20 protein-coding genes and 1 riboswitch are annotated in these 18,858 nt (G+C 35.2%); of the genes, 12 read left to right on the top strand and 8 right to left on the bottom strand.

Annotated elements, in window-relative coordinates:
• The first annotated feature begins 6 nt into the window (after window positions 1-6).
• The gene (locus tag QFZ31_RS14790) at window positions 7-1,227 is read left to right on the top strand and encodes an amidohydrolase (RefSeq protein WP_307303913.1); all 1,221 of its coding nucleotides are present in this window, start codon (window positions 7-9) and stop codon (window positions 1,225-1,227) included.
• A gap of 40 nt (window positions 1,228-1,267) precedes the next feature.
• Here QFZ31_RS14790 and QFZ31_RS14785 read toward each other — a convergent pair whose 3' ends face one another.
• A complete protein-coding gene (locus QFZ31_RS14785) occupies window positions 1,268-2,977 on the bottom strand; it encodes a PucR family transcriptional regulator (RefSeq protein ID WP_307303912.1) in 1,710 nt (569 codons plus the stop codon).
• A gap of 290 nt (window positions 2,978-3,267) precedes the next feature.
• Here QFZ31_RS14785 and QFZ31_RS14780 point away from each other — a divergent pair, with 290 nt between their 5' ends.
• Window positions 3,268-4,554, top strand: a complete 1,287-nt coding sequence (locus QFZ31_RS14780) for a purine/pyrimidine permease (RefSeq protein ID WP_307303910.1) — start codon at window positions 3,268-3,270, stop codon at window positions 4,552-4,554.
• A 71-nt stretch (window positions 4,555-4,625) separates the two neighbouring features.
• Here the strand turns inward: QFZ31_RS14780 and QFZ31_RS14775 are convergent, their stop codons facing one another.
• The 3 genes from QFZ31_RS14775 to QFZ31_RS14765 form a co-directional block, all read right to left on the bottom strand.
• Complete coding sequence (locus QFZ31_RS14775) at window positions 4,626-5,882, bottom strand: DUF445 domain-containing protein (protein WP_307303908.1); 1,257 nt, start codon at window positions 5,880-5,882, stop codon at window positions 4,626-4,628.
• Between the two features lie 90 nt (window positions 5,883-5,972).
• The gene (locus QFZ31_RS14770; protein WP_307303906.1) at window positions 5,973-6,572 is read right to left on the bottom strand and encodes a DUF3939 domain-containing protein; all 600 of its coding nucleotides are present in this window, start codon (window positions 6,570-6,572) and stop codon (window positions 5,973-5,975) included.
• A gap of 192 nt (window positions 6,573-6,764) precedes the next feature.
• Entirely contained in the window at window positions 6,765-7,061 is a 297-nt protein-coding gene (locus QFZ31_RS14765) for a HesB/YadR/YfhF family protein (RefSeq protein WP_307303904.1), read from the bottom strand.
• 298 nt (window positions 7,062-7,359) lie between these two features.
• Here QFZ31_RS14765 and QFZ31_RS14760 point away from each other — a divergent pair, with 298 nt between their 5' ends.
• On the top strand, window positions 7,360-7,638 hold the full coding sequence (locus QFZ31_RS14760) for a hypothetical protein (protein ID WP_307303902.1): 279 nt from the start codon (window positions 7,360-7,362) through the stop codon (window positions 7,636-7,638).
• Between the two features lie 130 nt (window positions 7,639-7,768).
• On the opposite strand, the gene QFZ31_RS14755 is transcribed toward QFZ31_RS14760, so the two are convergent.
• The 4 genes from QFZ31_RS14755 to QFZ31_RS14740 all read right to left on the bottom strand — a co-directional run bounded on the left by QFZ31_RS14755 (window position 7,769) and on the right by QFZ31_RS14740 (window position 11,211).
• Window positions 7,769-7,948 carry a hypothetical protein gene (locus QFZ31_RS14755; protein ID WP_306076398.1) on the bottom strand — a complete coding sequence of 60 codons (180 nt, stop codon included), beginning with the start codon at window positions 7,946-7,948 and terminating at the stop codon, window positions 7,769-7,771.
• 128 nt (window positions 7,949-8,076) lie between these two features.
• Window positions 8,077-9,426: a hemolysin family protein gene (locus QFZ31_RS14750; RefSeq protein WP_307303898.1), complete on the bottom strand. Its 1,350-nt coding sequence runs from the start codon at window positions 9,424-9,426 to the stop codon at window positions 8,077-8,079.
• Between the two features lie 61 nt (window positions 9,427-9,487).
• Window positions 9,488-9,865 carry a MerR family transcriptional regulator gene (locus tag QFZ31_RS14745; protein ID WP_373459851.1) on the bottom strand — a complete coding sequence of 126 codons (378 nt, stop codon included), beginning with the start codon at window positions 9,863-9,865 and terminating at the stop codon, window positions 9,488-9,490.
• A 212-nt stretch (window positions 9,866-10,077) separates the two neighbouring features.
• Window positions 10,078-11,211 carry a histidine kinase N-terminal domain-containing protein gene (locus tag QFZ31_RS14740; RefSeq protein WP_307303896.1) on the bottom strand — a complete coding sequence of 378 codons (1,134 nt, stop codon included), beginning with the start codon at window positions 11,209-11,211 and terminating at the stop codon, window positions 10,078-10,080.
• 198 nt (window positions 11,212-11,409) lie between these two features.
• A riboswitch (TPP riboswitch) is annotated at window positions 11,410-11,516 on the top strand.
• Between the two features lie 126 nt (window positions 11,517-11,642).
• Between QFZ31_RS14740 and thiT the strand changes: the two genes are divergently transcribed.
• The 9 genes from thiT to QFZ31_RS14695 all read left to right on the top strand — a co-directional run bounded on the left by thiT (window position 11,643) and on the right by QFZ31_RS14695 (window position 18,666).
• On the top strand, window positions 11,643-12,218 hold the full coding sequence (gene thiT / locus QFZ31_RS14735) for an energy-coupled thiamine transporter ThiT (protein WP_307303894.1): 576 nt from the start codon (window positions 11,643-11,645) through the stop codon (window positions 12,216-12,218).
• A 131-nt stretch (window positions 12,219-12,349) separates the two neighbouring features.
• Window positions 12,350-12,580: a FeoA family protein gene (locus tag QFZ31_RS14730; protein ID WP_373459850.1), complete on the top strand. Its 231-nt coding sequence runs from the start codon at window positions 12,350-12,352 to the stop codon at window positions 12,578-12,580.
• Window positions 12,580-14,586, top strand: a complete 2,007-nt coding sequence (feoB, locus tag QFZ31_RS14725; RefSeq protein ID WP_307303892.1) for a ferrous iron transport protein B — start codon at window positions 12,580-12,582, stop codon at window positions 14,584-14,586. The genes QFZ31_RS14730 and feoB overlap by 1 nt, the downstream gene beginning before the upstream one ends.
• 17 nt (window positions 14,587-14,603) lie before the next feature.
• The gene (locus QFZ31_RS14720; RefSeq protein ID WP_307303890.1) at window positions 14,604-14,759 is read left to right on the top strand and encodes a FeoB-associated Cys-rich membrane protein; all 156 of its coding nucleotides are present in this window, start codon (window positions 14,604-14,606) and stop codon (window positions 14,757-14,759) included.
• Between the two features lie 104 nt (window positions 14,760-14,863).
• On the top strand, window positions 14,864-15,319 hold the full coding sequence (locus QFZ31_RS14715) for a helix-turn-helix transcriptional regulator (protein ID WP_307303889.1): 456 nt from the start codon (window positions 14,864-14,866) through the stop codon (window positions 15,317-15,319).
• A gap of 125 nt (window positions 15,320-15,444) precedes the next feature.
• Entirely contained in the window at window positions 15,445-17,475 is a 2,031-nt protein-coding gene (locus tag QFZ31_RS14710; protein ID WP_307303888.1) for a transglycosylase domain-containing protein, read from the top strand.
• Window positions 17,476-17,614: 139 nt separating this feature from the next.
• Window positions 17,615-18,172 carry an RNA polymerase sigma factor SigY gene (sigY, locus tag QFZ31_RS14705; RefSeq protein WP_307303887.1) on the top strand — a complete coding sequence of 186 codons (558 nt, stop codon included), beginning with the start codon at window positions 17,615-17,617 and terminating at the stop codon, window positions 18,170-18,172.
• Window positions 18,126-18,476: a YxlC family protein gene (locus QFZ31_RS14700; protein WP_307303885.1), complete on the top strand. Its 351-nt coding sequence runs from the start codon at window positions 18,126-18,128 to the stop codon at window positions 18,474-18,476. Before sigY ends, QFZ31_RS14700 begins: the two co-directional genes overlap by 47 nt.
• On the top strand, window positions 18,469-18,666 hold the full coding sequence (locus tag QFZ31_RS14695; RefSeq protein ID WP_306076389.1) for a sigma-Y antisigma factor component: 198 nt from the start codon (window positions 18,469-18,471) through the stop codon (window positions 18,664-18,666). The genes QFZ31_RS14700 and QFZ31_RS14695 overlap by 8 nt, the downstream gene beginning before the upstream one ends.
• Window positions 18,667-18,858: the final 192 nt, after the last annotated feature.

The following is an 18,858-nucleotide window of genomic DNA, read 5'->3' as shown; positions in this document are numbered from 1 at the left end:
AATAGAATGACCACTCCATATTGGTTAACAAATGTAAGATTAGAAACTGGATATTTTCAGGATGAAAATGGTGCTTACGAAACAAAAACAGAGCTTTTCCACTTGAAAATTGAGGACGGAAGAATTGTAGAAAAGCAGAGTAATAGCTATGCCATTCAACCAAGTGAAAATACGAAGAATGGGAAAGGATTTTTAGCATTACCAACTTTTAAAGAAATGCACAATCATTTAGATAAAACTTATCTTTCGCTTGATTGGAAGGCACCTATACCTGCTAAAAATTTAGAAGAACGGTTGCGATTAGAAGCGATGGAGCTTGAGGTTTTAGCGCCAACAACAAAACAGCGTGCAAGTGCTATGATTGAATTGCTTCTTTCTCAAGGATCGACACACATTCGATCACATGTAAATATCGATCCTTATATTGGTTTGAAAAATCTTGAGGGTGTTAAAGCAGCGCTTGAGGATTATTCTGATAAACTAACTTATGAAATCGTAGCTTTCCCACAACATGGGTTATTAAGAGAAAATGTGATTCCGTTGATGAAAGAAGCAATGAGAACAGGAGCTAACCTTGTAGGAGGGCTAGACCCAGCAGGAATCGACCGCAACATTGAAAAATCCCTATATGAAGTGATAAATCTTGCGACAGAATTTGATGCTGATATTGATATTCATTTACATGATCATGGACATGTCGGCTTGTATACGATTGATAAATTTGTAGAAATGGTAGAAGAAGCAAAATGGCACAAGCGGGCTGCAGTTAGTCACGCATTTTGTTTAGGAGAAGTACTAGTAGCACAACAGGAGGAAATAGCAGATAAATTGAGCGCAGCAGGTATGTCAATCATGTCTACGATACCTATTAATAGGACACTTCCGCCAATCGATTTGTTAGATCAAAAAGAAGTAAATGTATACTTAGGCTGCGATGGTTTCTATGATTCTTGGGGACCATTTGGCACAGGTGATGTATTAGAAAAGGTAACACGCTTCGGTGAACTTTTTCGAAAAAGTGATGAACGTTCATTAGCACATTCTTTAAAATGGGCAACAGGTGGTCCAACGCCTCTAAATAAGGATGGTGAAGTTGCCTGGCCGCTTCCAGGTGATGAAGCAAGTCTTATTCTAGTCAATGCATCCTGTTCAGCAGAAGCAGTAGCAAGAACACCCAAGCGCGAGGCTGTTATGTTTAAAGGTAAAATAGTCTCAGGCCAATTATAAATGAAATGCCCCGTTAGTTAATTAACGGGGCTTTGGTGCCTTATGAATCTTTACGAAGTTTCTTATTTAACAGTCGAAAAATCTTTAATGCTAATTGGATTTGAAGCAGTTCCTCTGCATTCTTTAAATTAGAATTTAATATTTCTTTAATTTTCTCAATTCTATAGATGAGTGTATTCCGGTGTAAGAACATCGCTTTTGATGTTTCACTGATATTAAGGTTATTCTGAAAATAATTTTCTAAGGTAATAATGTAGCTTGTTCCATGTAATTGATCATGTTCATACACTTTTCCAAGCCTCTTCATAAAGAATTCTTCTAATTCCATGTCTTTAATATTGGAATCTAAAAAGTGGTAGATAGAATGATCTTCAAAATGGGATACTCCGCCACTGTCTTCAAATTTTTGCATCAATCTTATCGATTCATTTGCTTCGGAAAAGCTTTTATGAAGAGAACGAATCGTTCCATACTGTCTGCCAATTCCTATTAAGAAGGTGGAATTGCTTATTTGCTTATTAAGGATACTGTATAAGTTATTTGTGTATTGTTTTGCTTCATAAACAGAAACTGCTAAACGGTTTTCATGCTGTCCAATTAAGATGATGATTCGATTGTTTCGGTGAAAGCAGGTCACTTCTCCGTCTGCTTTATTAGCGTACTCATAAATTAATTCTACACATTTTCTAGCTTTATTCTCCAAGCTAACTCTTCTAGCTACCATATCCTCATACTGCTCGAACTCCTCTGATTCTATATTAATTACAATACAGTAATACATATAATTTGAATGAAGTCCATGCATTTCACTTAGCGTATGGATGGTTTCGCTAGAGGTAATTTTTCCAGTAAGCAAATCATCGAAAAAGTCCTGTCGAATTTTTAATTTCACTTCTTCTATTTCCTTGGCTTTTATCCTTTCAAGCGCAATGTTGGTCGATGCCTGCTCTAAAATAATGAAGTCAAATTCAGTTAGTTCACTTACTGTTTGCCATACAATTATATATCCATAAATATGGCTTGCTGCGGCAACAGGCAAGATTCTGCAATTTATTTCCAAGCCTTCTAAATAATAAATTCGTTTAATGGTCTTTTTCATTTCACTTACATTTTTTGGAATAGAGTCAATGAATTCTTTTGGGAACGCTGGTCTATTTTTCACCAAATCAAGACAATATGATAGCGGAACGGTATTATTCATATGTTCTGTAAAGTCCACTAGCTTCCAATCCTCATTTACAAAAATAATTGGATTATTAATGGTCTCTGATAACATCGATAAAATTCTATCAATTCCGCCGCCTTCAAGTGTAATTCTAAAAAATAAATTATGAATGTCTAGGGTTTTTCTATTTAATAAATCATATCTTCCCGAAGCTTTTTCATTAATAATCGAAATGACCCTAGATAATGTATATTCAAATGGTAACTCCAGTAATGGTAATCCGAGTCTGTTTGCTTCGTCAATCATGTTCTGTGGGAGTTTGTCAAAATATCTTTTCATTTTAACGACTAGTCCTGCACAGTTAATTTGAGAAAGCTCTTGAATAATTCGATTTTGTAATTCTTCATTGTCTTTAAATATATATCCTGTCGATAAAAGCAGTTCATTGGGTGAAAGCCAGTCGAATACCTCAGGATTTTCAATAATATTTACAATTGCTATCTCATTATTAATACCTTTTTCCCCAGCTACTATTTTTAATCCATCAATGGCTTTAATTTCAAACAGGTCCTTTACGGTCAACAATTTTTACACATCCTAAATTATCATTTCATCACCATTTATTGTACAACATGCTCAAATGAAATCAAGTCTACGTATCCTAAAGTAGTATTTATGATAATTTAAACACAATTCATTATGCATAATGCCTAAAAAACTAAAGTTACTTTGGGCAAAATACCTAATAAAGTATTGAAACACTTTCATAAGCTTAACAATTAATTATCTTTTGATATAATTGAGAATGCCGGGGGCTGTCCCATAATGGTGCCGGACTTTGACATCTATGAAATTTGAAAGGTACTAAATGATCGATGAATACAAAAAACAAATATTTAAGTGTGTTTCAATGGTTTGTCTACTTACTTGCTAATTCTATTGCTCTTCCAATCGTAATTGGGAATGTATTTCATCTATCTACAACAGAGATATCAGCCTTAATGCAACGAACATTTTTTGTCGTAGGATTAAGCTCTTTTATTCAAGGGAAATTTGGTCATAGATATCCAATAGTAGATGGACCAGCTGGTTCTTGGGTTAGTATTTTTGTTATCTTTGCAAGCATTGGGACACAGCAAGGGTTGACATTGATGGAGACATTACAAATCCTTGAGACGGGATTAATCATTGCTGGAGTAATATTATTACTGTTAGGGATAACTAAGTGGGTTCAACATTTATTGATTCTCTTTACACCAATTGTAACTGGCACATTTCTGTTTATATTAGCTATTCAATTAAGTGGTGTCTTTTTAAAGGGAATGGTGACAATGGATAGCAACACGGGTCAGCTGGATGTGGTGAGCTTTCTCATAGCTATTTTTACTTTTGCTTTTATCATTGTACTTTCCTCTAAAGCTAAGGGATGGTTAAAAAACTATGCAATCTTATTAGGTATCGTTGCAGGGTGGGGCGCATTCATAATCTTTGGAAAAGGTCATCCAAGCAATTCAATATTAACAACTGATATCATTAAACTACCAGAAATTTTTCCATGGGGTTTCCCCGTAATAACTGGAAGTGTATTGGTAACAACGATCTTATTTACTTTTTTACTCATTTCTAATACATTCGCCGCGATTACCGCAGCAGAGGAAGCAATCCTAAATAATAAAGGACATTTCCGTGTTAGGCTTTACCGGGGAACTTGGATAGGGGGAGTTTCTCATCTTTTTTCTGCTGTATTCTCAACAATTGGTGTGGTGCCTTTACCAGCTACAGCTGGCTTTGTCAGATTAACCAAACAATATCGAATCATTCCTTTTCTGTTTGCATGTGGGATTATGGTAATGATTTCAGTGTTTCCGAGTATTGTTGACTTATTGGCTTCCTTACCATTACCCGTAGCCAGTGCTGCTCTTCTGACCACACTAATTGAGATGCTGGGGATAGCCATTCGCTCACTGACAAAACAGCCATTAAATGACCGGAATAGCACAATTATTGGGTTATCCTTACTAGTTGGAATTGGAGTTATGTTTTTACCAGATGAAATCTTTAGCGGTCTTCCATATATCATTCAAAACATAGGTAAAAATGGTTTATTAGTGGGTACATTACTAGCAATGATTGTTGAACAACTTTGGAAACCTAAAAAATAGCTGCAGAAAACAAATTTTCTGCAGCTATTATTAATTTTTTTGCTGTCTGAGAACCCTCTTTAAATAAACTTCTAAAAAATTAATTTTAACCCCACCAAAACGAGCCCAATGAGAAAGCCGCAGACCGCACCATTTACACGTATCCATTGCAGATCTTTTCCAACGTTCGTTTCAATCATATTGATAAGAGTTTTATTATCCAATTTTTCTAAGTTTTCTTCTACAAGCTTTCCAATCTTCGAATGATTATGATCGACAAAAACGGAAATTTGCTGCTGAATCCAGGTTTCAATGGCATTTATTTTTTTATCATCTGTTTTCAAATTTTCAACTGCCTTTGATAAATGAGGAAGGAGATAACCCTCGTAAAAATTAGGTAATTCTATAAGGGTGATTGCCTTTTCTTTAAGTTGTTCAATAAAATCAGTAATTTTATCCTCTAAGTGCCAGTGGGATATCATTTGTTCTTTTATATTATTTATTTCTAAAACCAGGTTTTCATCGGTTTTAATATCTTGTAGCTTTGTGTTTATATGAAAAAGTAACGTTTGCCTATTTTGATTAAATGGATCCCCAAAGCTTTGTACACCCTTTTGAATCAGACCTTGAATGATACTGCCTAACTTTTCCTCATTCACAATATTCGTAAAGGATTTTAAAGCAAATTGCATAAAACCATCTGCTTTAATATTTTCTAGAGCATCAACTGCCATCCTGCCAAGTCTTTCCTTTGTACTTTCCTTTTTAGACCAATCATCGATTTCCTTTAGGACAAAATCAAGTGCTTTTTCATCATATTTCCGTTTTAATAGTTGATCAATAATGACAGGAAGATACTTACTTGCATCTAAATCTTTTAGCTTTACTTTCAATTCGCTTTCAATAATGGGGGCTAATTTTTTACTATCAACCGAAAGAAGTAAATGCTGGATTAGCTTAATCGTAACATTTCTGACCTGCTGCCCTGTGATAGCTTGCTCAGCAAAGTTAAAGAGTTTTTCGGTAAAAGGTATGCTTGATACTTTCTTTCTAATACTTTCTTTCGTCAGCCAATCATTTTCAAGCATTGAAATAATGGCAGCAATAATTCTCTTACGGTTTTTTGGTAAAAGTGCCGTATGCGGTATAGGTAAACCTAGAGGGTGGCGAAATAACGCGGTAACCGCGAACCAATCTGCAAGACCGCCAACCAAGCCTGCCTCAAATCCTCCCTGAAGGATTGTTCCCCAAAGGGAATCCTGAAAAGGGAATGTAACAATAAAACCTGCTCCCATAACAGCTAGAGAAATCGTCGCTAAATGCTGCGATTTATTCTTTTTCTTCGACATCTGTGTATCCCTCATTTTTTACGAAAATATGGTTGTTTATTGATATTATCTCAATAACATCAAAAAAAGCAAAAAAAAACTCCTCTACCGTTACTGAGAAGAGTTTTCCACTTTCTTTTTTTTTGGTGGAATATGAGTTATGAGTCCATCCATCTTAGTAATATAGAACTGTATTTCAGGAGCAGATTTCAAATATTTTTCTTGAACCAATTGGTAGTAGTTCACTCTTCGCTGAGGGTCATATTGCAGCATAGGATATTCCTTTCGTTCCTTAACATATAAATCTACTGCCTTTTGTACCATGTCCATTTCGACTGGTATTTTCATTTCTTTTTCCTCAAACAAATCATAGGTTTCTTTAGACATATAAAACTTTTTAGAAGGGACCCCGCCTAAAATATTTGCGAGTTTTATAAAATCAATACTGTTATCATCTTGTACAATGATTGTTCTGTATACACCTTTTGGCAGATTATCTGAGAATTGCCTTACAGCTTTCCGAACCTGGTCAATGGTTACATCAATGATTGGATAGTTTTGTGCTTCTTCTAGATTAATTTGTGAGTCATTTTTAAACTCAGAAGTTTTCTCTACAGGTTTTTTATAGTATTTTTGTATTATTACGTAACCTGTATATCCTCCAATCCCAGTCCCAAGGAAAGTAAAAATAATTGTAAACCAAAGTTCCATATTGTCCAACCCCTTCTACGTAGGTTAGGAGCCATACTGCTCACAGATTTTATTATATAGGCGCTTACATTATTCCAATACAGATCGCATTTTATTCTGATTTTTAATAATGTAATTTAAGTATACTAATAAAATAGGAAATAGGGCAGCCATTTATGATGGGTGCCCTAAGGAAATAATATTGGAGAAGAATTAGTTAATTGCAAATGTGTCTTTAAAGCTTATTTGGATTTCCTTCATTTCTTCGTTATAGGACAAACAAGTTTCAGTATCCTCGAAAAACCATACATCATTTCCTTCTACATAGAAGTTAATACCATTTATTTCTTTCGTAAAGCCGATATTTGTTGGTGACTCTGCAGAAAACGCTAGGCTGAAGCCCTTGTGTTTTTCACCAAAACCATCATATTGCGGATACATTCTCACAGTATTGATCTCGAATTCATTCGTAAACCACTTTGCAGCTTTTTCATCAATAGAAAGTAACATATAAATGCACCAACCTTTTCAAAATGGTAATAGCTATAATAAGATTGAAAACTGTTAATTTAAAAAGAAATCATTCCTTATGATATTAGATTAAGTCTTTTTATTAGATTTGCATGTGATATTTTTCACAAGTAATTCTGTCGTAAAGGTTATTTTAAAAAATGGTCATATTTTCGCAATAAACATCATGAAAAGTGGATACCTAAAAAATACCGTTTAGTAATGTTTTAGAATTTGTAACATATCAAAGTGTTAAAGGTGATAAAATGGATGTAATACGAAAAGGGAGATCCTAACTATGGAGCAAAAACTTGATAAATTAACAGAGAACATTTCTGATATTAAAACACTAATAAATACGTTTAATAAAACATTAGAAAACATCGAACATAGACTTTCTCGGTTGGAGCAAATGGACAGAATTGAGCACCGAGTTGAGGTTAATCAAATTGACTTATCAGATATAAAAGAATCACTGCAGCGTATTGAAGACGTGCAAGGCAATGTAGTAAAACAGTTAGAAAACAACTTAGGGAATGGTGAGGATATTAAGCATATTAATCGTCGCCTAGATTAACACCTAATCAAATTAGCCAAAGCGGAAGAAGAAATCATTATCCTAAAAAACAGATAAATAAAAAAAAGATCAGATATGATAAACTGATCTTTTTTTATGTGTTGAATAGAAGAATGCGATCGCTTACAATTTATTTGCCAAATAGTGCTTTCAGCGCCTTATAGATAAACGCTAAAGAAAAAATAATCATTGCTAATGAGCCAACGATATCAAAAATTGGACCTAAGAAGCTTAAAAATGATACCAGTTCTACACTCATTAAAACAAATCCAGAAAGTATTGCCGCTAAAAATAAGAAAATTAATTCCATCGTAATTTCTCCCTCCTTTAGTTTTAGAATATGATTAGAAGGGTGAAGGTGATTGGATTTTAGGGAAAATATTACAATTTTATTACAAAAAAAACAGACCTGCCTGGTCTGTTTCAAAAACACAATTATTAAGAAAGTACTTCTGTTTGAGGCAAAGCTATCTTATTCGTACTTGCTTCCTCATTTACAATCTTTGTTACCTCGATATATTTAATATGGTGTTCTTCCATATCAAGTATTTTAAAGGCATAGGAATCGTGATGAATGGAGTCTCCTTCTTTGGCCTCATAATTCTCCGTTAATATCCAGCCGCCAATGGTGTCTATATCTTCATCATCAATATCGACGCCCAACAGATCATTCACTTCTGTGACTAAAACTTTTGAATCTATAATATAATGGTTCTCCTTAATTTTACGTATCATTGGAATCTCATCCGAATCAAATTCATCCCGGATTTCACCAACAATCTCCTCAAGGATATCTTCAACCGTGACCAGGCCAGAGGTACCGCCATATTCGTCCATTAAAATAGCCATGTGCATTCGATCTTTCTGCATTTTTACAAGCAAATCATGGATTGGTATGGTTTCAATCACTCTAATTATCGGACGAGTATAATGTTCAAGTGTTTTCGTAGACAAGGTCTCTTTACTGATTAAATCCGTAACCATTTCCTTAATATTTACTAAACCAATAATATGGTCTTTATCACCATCAATAATTGGATATCTCGTATACTTTTCTTCACGAATCACTTCGAGAAAAGTATCGAGTGTATCATCTTTAGATAATGAAACGATTTCTGTTCTTGGTACCATAATTTCTTTGGCAATTCGGTTATCAAATTCAAAAATTTTATTTACATACTTAAACTCAGATTGGTTAATTTCGCCACTTTTATAGCTTTCTGAGAGGATAATTCGAAGCTCTTCCTCGGTATGTGCCATTTCGCTTTCAGATACTGGTTTAAGACCAAAAATGCTCGTTACAATACGTGCTGATCCATTTAATAACCAAATAAACGGATACATCACTTTATAAAAGAAGATTAGAGGCCGCGACATAACCAGTGTAATCAATTCAGCTTTTTGTATAGCCAGTGTTTTAGGTGCCAGTTCTCCTACGACAACATGTAAAAATGTAATGGTCGCAAATGCAATCCCAATGGATAATACGTGGGAAACACCTTCAGGAATTTCTAGTCCATTGAAAAGGGGAGTGAGCAAATGCTCAATGGTGGATTCCCCAATCCAACCTAAAGCAAGGGCAGTAATCGTAATTCCTAATTGACAAGCTGAAAGATATTCATCTAAATTTGAAATGACTTTTTTTGCAGAGATAGCACTCGAATTACCTTCCTCGATTAACTGGTCAATTCGTGAACTGCGAATTTTAACAATAGCAAACTCTGAAGTTACAAAAAAAGCAGTTAACGCAATTAAAATGGCTATTAAAACCAAGTTAAATATGTCCAAATAAGTTCCCTTAGCTCGTTACATACGAGTTAAGGAGTCACCTCCTAGTAATTTAAAAAAATCAACTCGTTATTCTCAAAAGGGATTCCTTTAAGACTGATTTTAGCATCATTAGATTTGTTGCAAATTTTTCTTTCTGCATGTCATCTAATTTTTCAATAAATGAAGTTAGGTCATATAAATCATTCTGCAGCTGATGCATTTGCTGTGTAACTGCATTTACATGTTTTTCCACTTCTGAATCACGAATTGTTTTGTCCTTCTTCATATCTAGTTTTCTTTTAATCTCGTCAAGAGGGTAGTGCAAACTCTTACATTCCTCAATAAATTTTAAGTCCTTTAAGGATTCTTCAGTATAAATTCGATAATTAGATTGGGATCGTTCTGCACTTAGTAAACCAATTGATGTGTAATAATCAATTGTGCGTTTAGAGACCATTGCAATTTCTGCTAATTCACCGATACGATAGACAGCCCCATCAAATCACCTCGAGTAATCTAAATTTAAAAATAATTATAGTAAATTACAACTGTACAGTCAAACGTTCTGGTTTGTATAATGGTTGGTATAAACATTTTATGAGAAAAGTCTTGTCTATATGAATCAGAAAATTATAAATTTTCAAAAATAAAAAATACAAATAACGCCTCCTATATAGGAGACGCAGCAAGGGGTAATTTAATGGTAAATACGGTTAGGTCTGGAGTTGAGAGGCAGGTTAATTCACCTTTATGCTTTTCAATGATTTCCTTACATACAAATAAGCCAAGACCAGTACCCAGCTTTTTTGTTGTGAAAAAAGGCTCAAAAATGGTCTTACTTAATTCAGCAGGAATCATTGGACCATTATTAGATATAGATAAAACAACATGTGAATTATTATCTATAGTGCATTTAATTTCAATCGTTGGGTTCGGTACTCTGTGATGGTTTAACACGTCAATGGCATTGAAAATAATATTAATGAAGACTTGTCTCATTTCATCTGCATATCCAAAAAGGGTGATTTCATCGACGATATCCTTTTTAATTTTTACCTTACCGTCTAAAATACTTGGGTATAGGAAATTTAACACTTCATCAATTAATTTATTCTGATTAAATTGTTCCTTTTCTTTTCCAATTAATTCTTTTTTAGACAAAAGTAGAAATTGTGAGATACGGAAATTAAGTTGATCCAACTCACTGGAGATAATATCGAGATATTTCATTTCAGGGTAGTCTGCCTTTAGAAGCTGAATAAAACCTTGTATCGACGTCAGTGGGTTTCTAAATTCATGAATAAAACTGGATGTCATTTGCCCTAGAAGGGTTAAACGGTCTTGATGAGTAGAATCAATAAACATCGTTTTTTCTTCAATGATTTTATTTTTTGCTTCTGTATAATGAGTAACTGCGTAATATAAAAATTTATCAAAGCAGAAATTTATCTTATTAATGGATTCTTGAAGCTCTGCCCATACGAGACCTGACTTACTTAAATAACTATATAAAACAGACCTGCCAAGATTAACATTATAGACAAAGTCTCCAATGTTGATAGTAGCTAAGGCTCTTTCTTCGGAAATTTCTAACGCATACTTTTGAATCGTTTCTAGGAGTTCCTCTTCGGTCATTGTATGCATAGTTAATACTATATTAAAAATGGCAATTCCATTTAGACTTATTTTTTCTTTATAGGGATCTCCTTTAGAAATAACAATGGAATTTTCCCATTCACGAAGCAATTCCTCTTTGTTCTTATTAAAAAAAGCTATTAAATCCATATGTAACTCAGATAACATCACAGTTTCCTCCTAAGACATGCCGAACTGATTAAATTAAATTCGTGATAATAGCTGGAAATTCCTTTAATTAAATATAGGTAAATTTTATCAATTTTTATCCGTTATTTGATAGTTTATCTAATTATAACATGAATCGAAGTTTATCCTTGTAAAAGCCCTATAAAAATAGTATATTCGTCTATGAACATAATTAAATATTTCCACAAGGGGAGCTGCTTTTGGTGGCTGAGAGTGAACGTTCGAGTTCTGACCCTATGAACCTGTTAGTTAACACTAGCGTAGGGATGTGGTTTGCCGAATATTAAATTTTAAGCAATGCAGACAATCCTTATATGTCCTGCATTGCTTTTTTGTATATAGGGCGCCATATTAAACAGTTAAACTATCGAACGGTTTCTAAAATACAAACAAAATTAGGGGGAACATGTATGGAGAAAAAGCGTAATAACACATTATTCTTGGTTGAGGTAGCAGTATTTTCGGCACTTGCTTATTTATTGGATTTGGTTTCGGGATTGTTGTCATTAAAAATATGGCCGCAAGGAGGGTCAATTTCTATTGCGATGGTTCCCATTTTCATTATGTCATTTCGATGGGGAGTAAAAGGCGGTATTTTATCTGGATTTTTACTAGGATTACTTCAGTTCATCCTTGGTTTTTCGCAAATCTATACGCTTCTACAAGGAATTATTGATTATGCTATTGCCTTTTCAGTCGTTGGTCTAGCAGGTATTTTTGCTTCACAACTGAAAGATTCTCTTTCCCATAATAATAGAAGGAAATGGGTTACATTTGTGTTATTCGGAACATTTTTAGGGAGTGCACTAAGATATCTTGCACATGTGATATCAGGAATTGTGTTTTTTGGCGAATACGCACCCGAGGGTCAGCCGGCAGCAGTATACTCTCTGTTATACAATGGAACCTATATGCTCCCGAGCTTTATCGTATGTGCGATTATTGTTATCCTTGTGATCACAGCCGCACCGAAAAAAATGATATAAGTTAAAAAATAGAAAAGTCTGTGACTTTTCTATTTTTTTTTCGAACTTTTGTCACAAAATCAGCCATTTTTCAATGGTAAAATAATGATATAAATAAAGATAATCATTCTCAATTAACCTATGTAAGGGTGATGGTGATGTTCGGTTCGCTTAAAGTAGGAGATAAAGGAAAAATCATAGATATATCCAAAGTTGGCAGAATGGTCCAAAGACGATTGTTGGACCTAGGGATAACAGAAGGTTCTGAGGTTTGTGTTAAATGTGTCATGCCTTTTGGGGGACCAATCATGATCGAATCATGTGGACAATGCGTAGGTCTTCGTCGTAAAGAAGCTCGCTTAATAGAAGTGGAGAGGGTTTAATGGAAATCGCACTTATTGGAAACCCGAATACCGGAAAAACTTCATTGTTTAATAATCTTACTGGTTCCTATGAGTATGTAGGAAACTGGAGCGGTGTTACAGTTGAGAAGAAGGTCGGAGTTTTCAAGAATAATCTAGGGAGATTAATTGATTTGCCAGGGATATATTCACTCAATCCATTATCAAGGGATGAAGGGGTAGTTACTACCTTTTTTTTAGAGGAACCTGTAGACAGATTGCTTAATATTTTGGATGCATCGCAATTAGAGCGTAATTTGCATTTAACATTACAATTGCTCGAATATGAAAAACCTGCACTAATCGGTTTGAATATGGTGGATGTCGCGGCCAATCGAGGCATACAAATTGATACGGAAAAGTTATCACAGATTTTAGGCGTACCTGTGGTTCCTGTTGTTGCGAGAAGCGGCAAAGGATGCAATAGATTAATAGAGGTTATTTCAACCAGTTCAAGTCATTCAAAGGTAAAAAAACATGTTTATTATGGCAATACAGTTGAAAAGGCTATTACTAAATTAAGTATTGAGCTTATCGGTAAGACAGATCATTCCCCTAGATGGCTAGCTCTTCAATTATTTGAAGGGAATGAATACGTGAAAAATTTTCTTTCTGACATAATAGAACCTGCTGAACTTGTATCATACCTTACTCAATTGGAGACTTTGTTAATTCAAGAAAATGGTCATGTAAAATCGCTGGCAAACTTTATTTACTTGAAGAGAAAAGAGGTTATTGAAAAGATACTTGAAAACTCAGTTCGGAAGGTAAGTACAGTTGTACCCATGTCAGAGAAGATTGATGCCATCGTCACGAATCGCTATTTAGGAATGCCAATTTTCTTAATTTGTTTGTATTTAATGTTTATGTTGACGTTTGATTGGTTGGGAACTCCATTGTCAGATATTCTGGATGGAGTCTTAACCGGACAAGTGACAACAGGTGCAGAAAAATTCCTTGGAGCTGTCCATGCCTCAGATTTCATACATGCATTAATTATTGAAGGACTTATTGCCGGTGTCGGTGGAGTCCTTGTGTTTGTTCCACAGATATTTATTCTGTTCTTTTTTATATCCTTGTTGGAGGATTCTGGTTACATGGCGAGGGTAGCTCTTGTTATGGACAGAATTATGGAGTCCGTGGGGCTGAATGGCAAGACATTTATTCCGATGATGATTGGATTTGGCTGTAATGTACCCGGTATCATGGCGTCAAGAACCATTGAAACACCTCGTGAGAGACTAATGACAATATTATTAACTCCACTAATGTCATGCTCGGCACGATTACCAGTGTACGCGTTATTTGTTGGGGCATTTTTTGTAGGTCATAAAGCACTAGTGGTATTAAGTCTTTATGTTCTAGGTATCGTTGTCGCTCTTGTTTTAGCAAAAATATTTACTAAAACACTATTAAAATCAGAAACATCACTATTCGTGATAGAACTGCCGCCTTATCGCCTTCCGCAAGTTCAATCACTTTGGAGAAGTACATGGGATAAGGGAAAGGGCTTTGTTCGTAAAGCGGGAACGTTTATTTTCGCAGGTTCGGTTTTCATATGGCTATTATCATATGCAGGTCCCAATGGATTAAAAGTGGATATGGATGATAGCTTTTTAGCTGCAATTGGTAATTTATTTGCGCCGATTTTAGAACCAATTGGGTTCGGCACTTGGCAAGCGGTAGCTTCGTTAATAACAGGATTTTTAGCAAAAGAAGCAATTATTTCTACCATGAATATTATTTACTTTGTTCCAAATGATGCGGGCTTACAAGGTTTATTGAGCAATTATTACACCCCGCTTGCGGCCTATAGCTTCATGGTTTTTATCCTTTTATATATTCCTTGTTTAGCTACTACGGCTACTATTTATAAAGAAACTGGCTCAAAGAAATGGACTGCTTTTTCAATGATGTATGCATTGTTTATTGCTTATGTTTTATGCTTGGTCATTTATCAGGGCGGAAAACTGTTTGGATTAGTCTAAGATGAGGATGGTACCGTATGATAGCTAATATCATCATTGGCGCTACGATATTTGGATACGCCACTTGGGCATTAGTGAAATTTATAAATAAATCAAAAAAAGGGAAATGTGCAGCTTGTGACCTTGAAAAGTCCTGCTCGAGACAAAGTCAATGTGGAATTCCGCCAAAATAACACTGTAAAACTGCTATTCATTTATTGATAGCAGTTTTTTCTTTTCAATATGTGTGAACTTGTGTAAAATTACACTAATAGGTGTATTGAAGGAAGGGTTTTAATTGAATAGAAATGAAATTATTTTGCTAGTTTCAGATAAACTGCGATTAATTCGTACAGAAGCAGGTTATACCCAGGATAAAATGGCAGAGATCATTGGTGTTTCAAAGAAGACCTTAGTTCAAATTGAAAAAGGAAGAGTGCTGGCAGGCTGGTCGACGGTAGTCACCATTTGTGCTTTGTTTAGAGAAACAGAAACAGTCCAATTTTTATTTGGTAATGAACCGTTAGAAGTCTTGGAAACCGTGGCACGCGAAGGAATAGATTATCGGAGAATGAAAACCTTTGGAGGAAAAATTTGGTGGCGTGAAGTCACAAGAAAAAACGGATTTGTCCTCCAGCAGAATATACTAAGTAAACATTTTCGGATATTGGATGACAAACACTATCGGGTATACAGCAGCTTTGATGAAAAGCAATCCAAAATTCGCTTTAGAGAATTAACCAAGAACGAATAAAGAAAAGCATTCGAATGCAATTTTGAGTGCTTTTCTTTTTTTTAACCAAAAAATTGGTTAATATTTCCCCTTTTTGGGAAAAAGAAAATGATGCCCTTCATTTCTTATTTACTTAAGGAGGAATTATGAAAAAGGTAGTGAATAATTGGAAGCGATGGCATATGAACCAAGTAATGGTTCTCTCGTTTTCTCTTTTAGTTTTGGGCTTTCTAGGTATCGTGTACGCTTATTCAATGGATGCAGATATTTCTTCCCTAAAAAATGAACTTCCCCAGGCAACCGTATTTTATGATTTGAATGGTGAGGTTGCAAGTAAAGTATCTGCAAATAAAAATGAGGGTATTTCGATTAATCAGGTTCCTGACTCGATGAAAAATGCAGTAATTGCCATAGAGGACCGTAGATTCTATGAACACCATGGTGTAGATTATATTGGGATTACAAGAGCACTTATTCGGGACATAAAAGCCCGTGGAATGGTAGAAGGCGGCAGTACAATTACTCAGCAATTAACAAAAAACACTTTACTAACCTCTCAGAAAACACTAAAAAGAAAGATAGATGAAGTGTTTTTAGCGATGGAAATCGAGAGACAATTTAGCAAATCAGAAATCCTTCAAATGTACTTAAATCAAATTTATTTTGGTGATGGTGCCTGGGGGATAAAGCATGCAGCAAGCAATTATTTTGGCAAAGAAGTCGAAGATCTCACTATTAGCGAATCAGCCTTACTGGCAGGTCTAATAAAAGCACCTTCTTCTCTAAACCCCTATCAGCACTTGGACAAGGCAACCCAGAGGAGAAATCTGGTACTCAATCAAATGAAGAATCAAGGCTATATTACAACAGAGCAATATGAACAAGCGATAAATGAAAAGGTTATCTTAAATAATAAAGGCGGAGATCCATTTCGAGGGAAGTATCCGCACTATGTTGATCAAGTTTTTGAAGAAGCCATCGATGTCTATCATTTATCACAGGATGAATTATTAACAGGCGGCTATCAAATATACACCGAACTAGATCCTGCTATGCAAAAAGCGATGGAGGAGACGTATCAAAGAGATGATTTATTTCCAAGGGGGTCAGATTCTCTGATCCAAAGCGGAGGGATATTGCTTGACCCCAAAACCGGTGGAATCCGTGCCCTTGTTGGCGGACGAGGGGAGCATACCTTTAGAGGTTATAACCGTGCCACACAATTAAAAGCACAGCCAGGTTCTTCTATTAAACCAATCGCAGTCTTTACACCTGCCCTCGAAGCGGGCTGGAAAATAACAGATATGTTAAAAGATGAACCAATGACCTTTGGAGAATACGAACCAAAAAATTATAATCATGAATATGCTGGTGAAGTGCCAATGTATGAAGCAGTGAAAGATTCAAAAAATGTTTCTGCAGTCTGGTTATTAAATGAGATAGGAATTGAAAAAGGAATAAATTCAACCAAACGCTTTGGTATACCTTTGCAAAAAGGTGATCGTAATCTATCACTTGCACTCGGTGGATTAGAACAAGGAGTATCGCCGCTTGTCATGGCTGAGGCCTATTCTGTCTTCCCTAATAATGGAGTTAAAATTAAAGCTCATGTCATTAAAAAGATTGTGGATGCAGAGGGTAATATTATTGCACAGTGGAAGGAAAAAAAGGAAAAAGTCACAACTAAATCCGTAACTGATCACATTACCACCATGCTCCTTGGGGTTGTTGAGCATGGGTCTGGAAAAAGCGCACAAATTCCGGGTAGAGAGATTGCAGGAAAAACAGGTTCGACGCAAGTACCGATTGAAGGAATCACTGGGGTCAAGGACCAATGGTTTGTTGGCTACTCACCACAACTAGTTGGAGCTGTGTGGGTGGGCTACGATAAAACGGATGAAAAACACTACTTGAAAACGACAAGCGGAGCAGGAGCAGCTATTCTTTTTCGTGAAGTAATGAAACAGGCCTTACAAGGTACTCCTTCCAGTAAATTCAATGTCCCTCACATTGATACTTTAATTGAAAAGAAGCAAGAGGAAGAGGCAGAACAGAGGCGAAAATCACTTGAAGAGTATTTTAATGATGGTCCGAGAAAATGGGAAGAAAGGTGGAAAAACCAAAAAGAAAAGTGGGAAAAACGCTGGAAAAAAATAGGGCCAAATATGAATCATTAACAGAAAGGCACGAAGAAATTCGTGCCTTTTGTGATAGAATTAAAATATTCACAAATTAAAATGAACGAAATTTGTATTTGCGCGTCGTATATATAGACAGAAAATTGAGGGTAGATGGGGGAAAGAGAGGACAAGTGTGATGGATCCGTTAATAAAAAGTGCAAAAGAAGGGGATCATCTTGCATTTGCCATGTTGTTTAAAGAAAATTATCCATTCCTTGTAAAGTATTTAATGAAAATTACAATGAATCCTGATATGGCAGAGGAACTAGCACAAGAAACAATGGCAAAGTGTATTCAAAAGATTCATCTCTATAATGGTCAAAGTAAATTTTCCACTTGGTTAATCTCGATTGCCACCAATGCTTATATTGACCAATGTAGAAAACAGAAGAGAGAAAACCAATGGAAAGGACAAGAAGAAGTTTTTCGAAAACTGAAATGGCATTTTGAAAGCAGGAACGAGGAGTGGAACGATGCACTAGAGGCATTAGGAAAATTACCTGTAGACGTCCGGGTTCCCATTGTATTGAAGCATTATTATGGGTATTCATACGATGAAATTGGTGCATGGATGAAAATTTCTTCAGGAACAGTTAAATCTAGGGTTCATAATGGAATTTTGGCAGTAAGAAGGGAGCTGAAACTAGGTGAAGAAACAGAAAGTCGTCATACTCGACAACGAACAACAAAATAATCATGACTTGGATGCTATTCACGAACTGCAAGATGGTTTAAGCAAGGTCGATCAATTCCCTGTCTATACACCGGACTTACAATGGTTTGAAAATATGGTCATAATCGAGAAGGAAAATAACAGAAAAAAACTAAGGAAAGAATTATCCTTATTTCTTATAATTGCATTATTCATTTTAAGTGGAATCATCGTTTCATTTTATCAATTGCCTTTTGTTTTTCTCTTCATTCAAATTATTACTCCGGTTTTTATTGTATTTTATACAATTATGGGTTCACGTAAGAAGGTGAAGATTAATGAGTAATGAATTATCACCTGCATTGATCATTATCGTTGCAGCAATCCTTTTACTGCAAAGTATTTTTTTATTTTTAGACGCTAGGAAACGTAATCACAACTATTGGTTATGGGGAATCATTGGTCTTATTCAGGCTCCGATGCCAACACTTTTTTATTTATTATTTGTTCGTAAGATATTTTCGAAAAAGGGCTGATTGACCAAGAAAATTCTGAAAAATAGGAATTGACATATAAATAAACTGGTGATAATCTAACAAAGGATGTAAAAAAAGGAAAAGGAGGGTTACATAATGATTGTTTTAGACAGAACTTTATCCGCAACTGAATATCCGAATGTAACCTGCTCCCAGACGACCTTTTTTTAGTGAGTCTATTTTAATTTATTG

Origin of the sequence: Neobacillus niacini, from assembly GCF_030817595.1 — a bacterium.
Lineage (GTDB): Bacteria > Bacillota > Bacilli > Bacillales > Cytobacillaceae > Neobacillus > Neobacillus niacini_G.
Note: the sequence above shows the minus strand (reverse complement) of the source record. Positions and strands in the feature narration are given on the sequence as shown.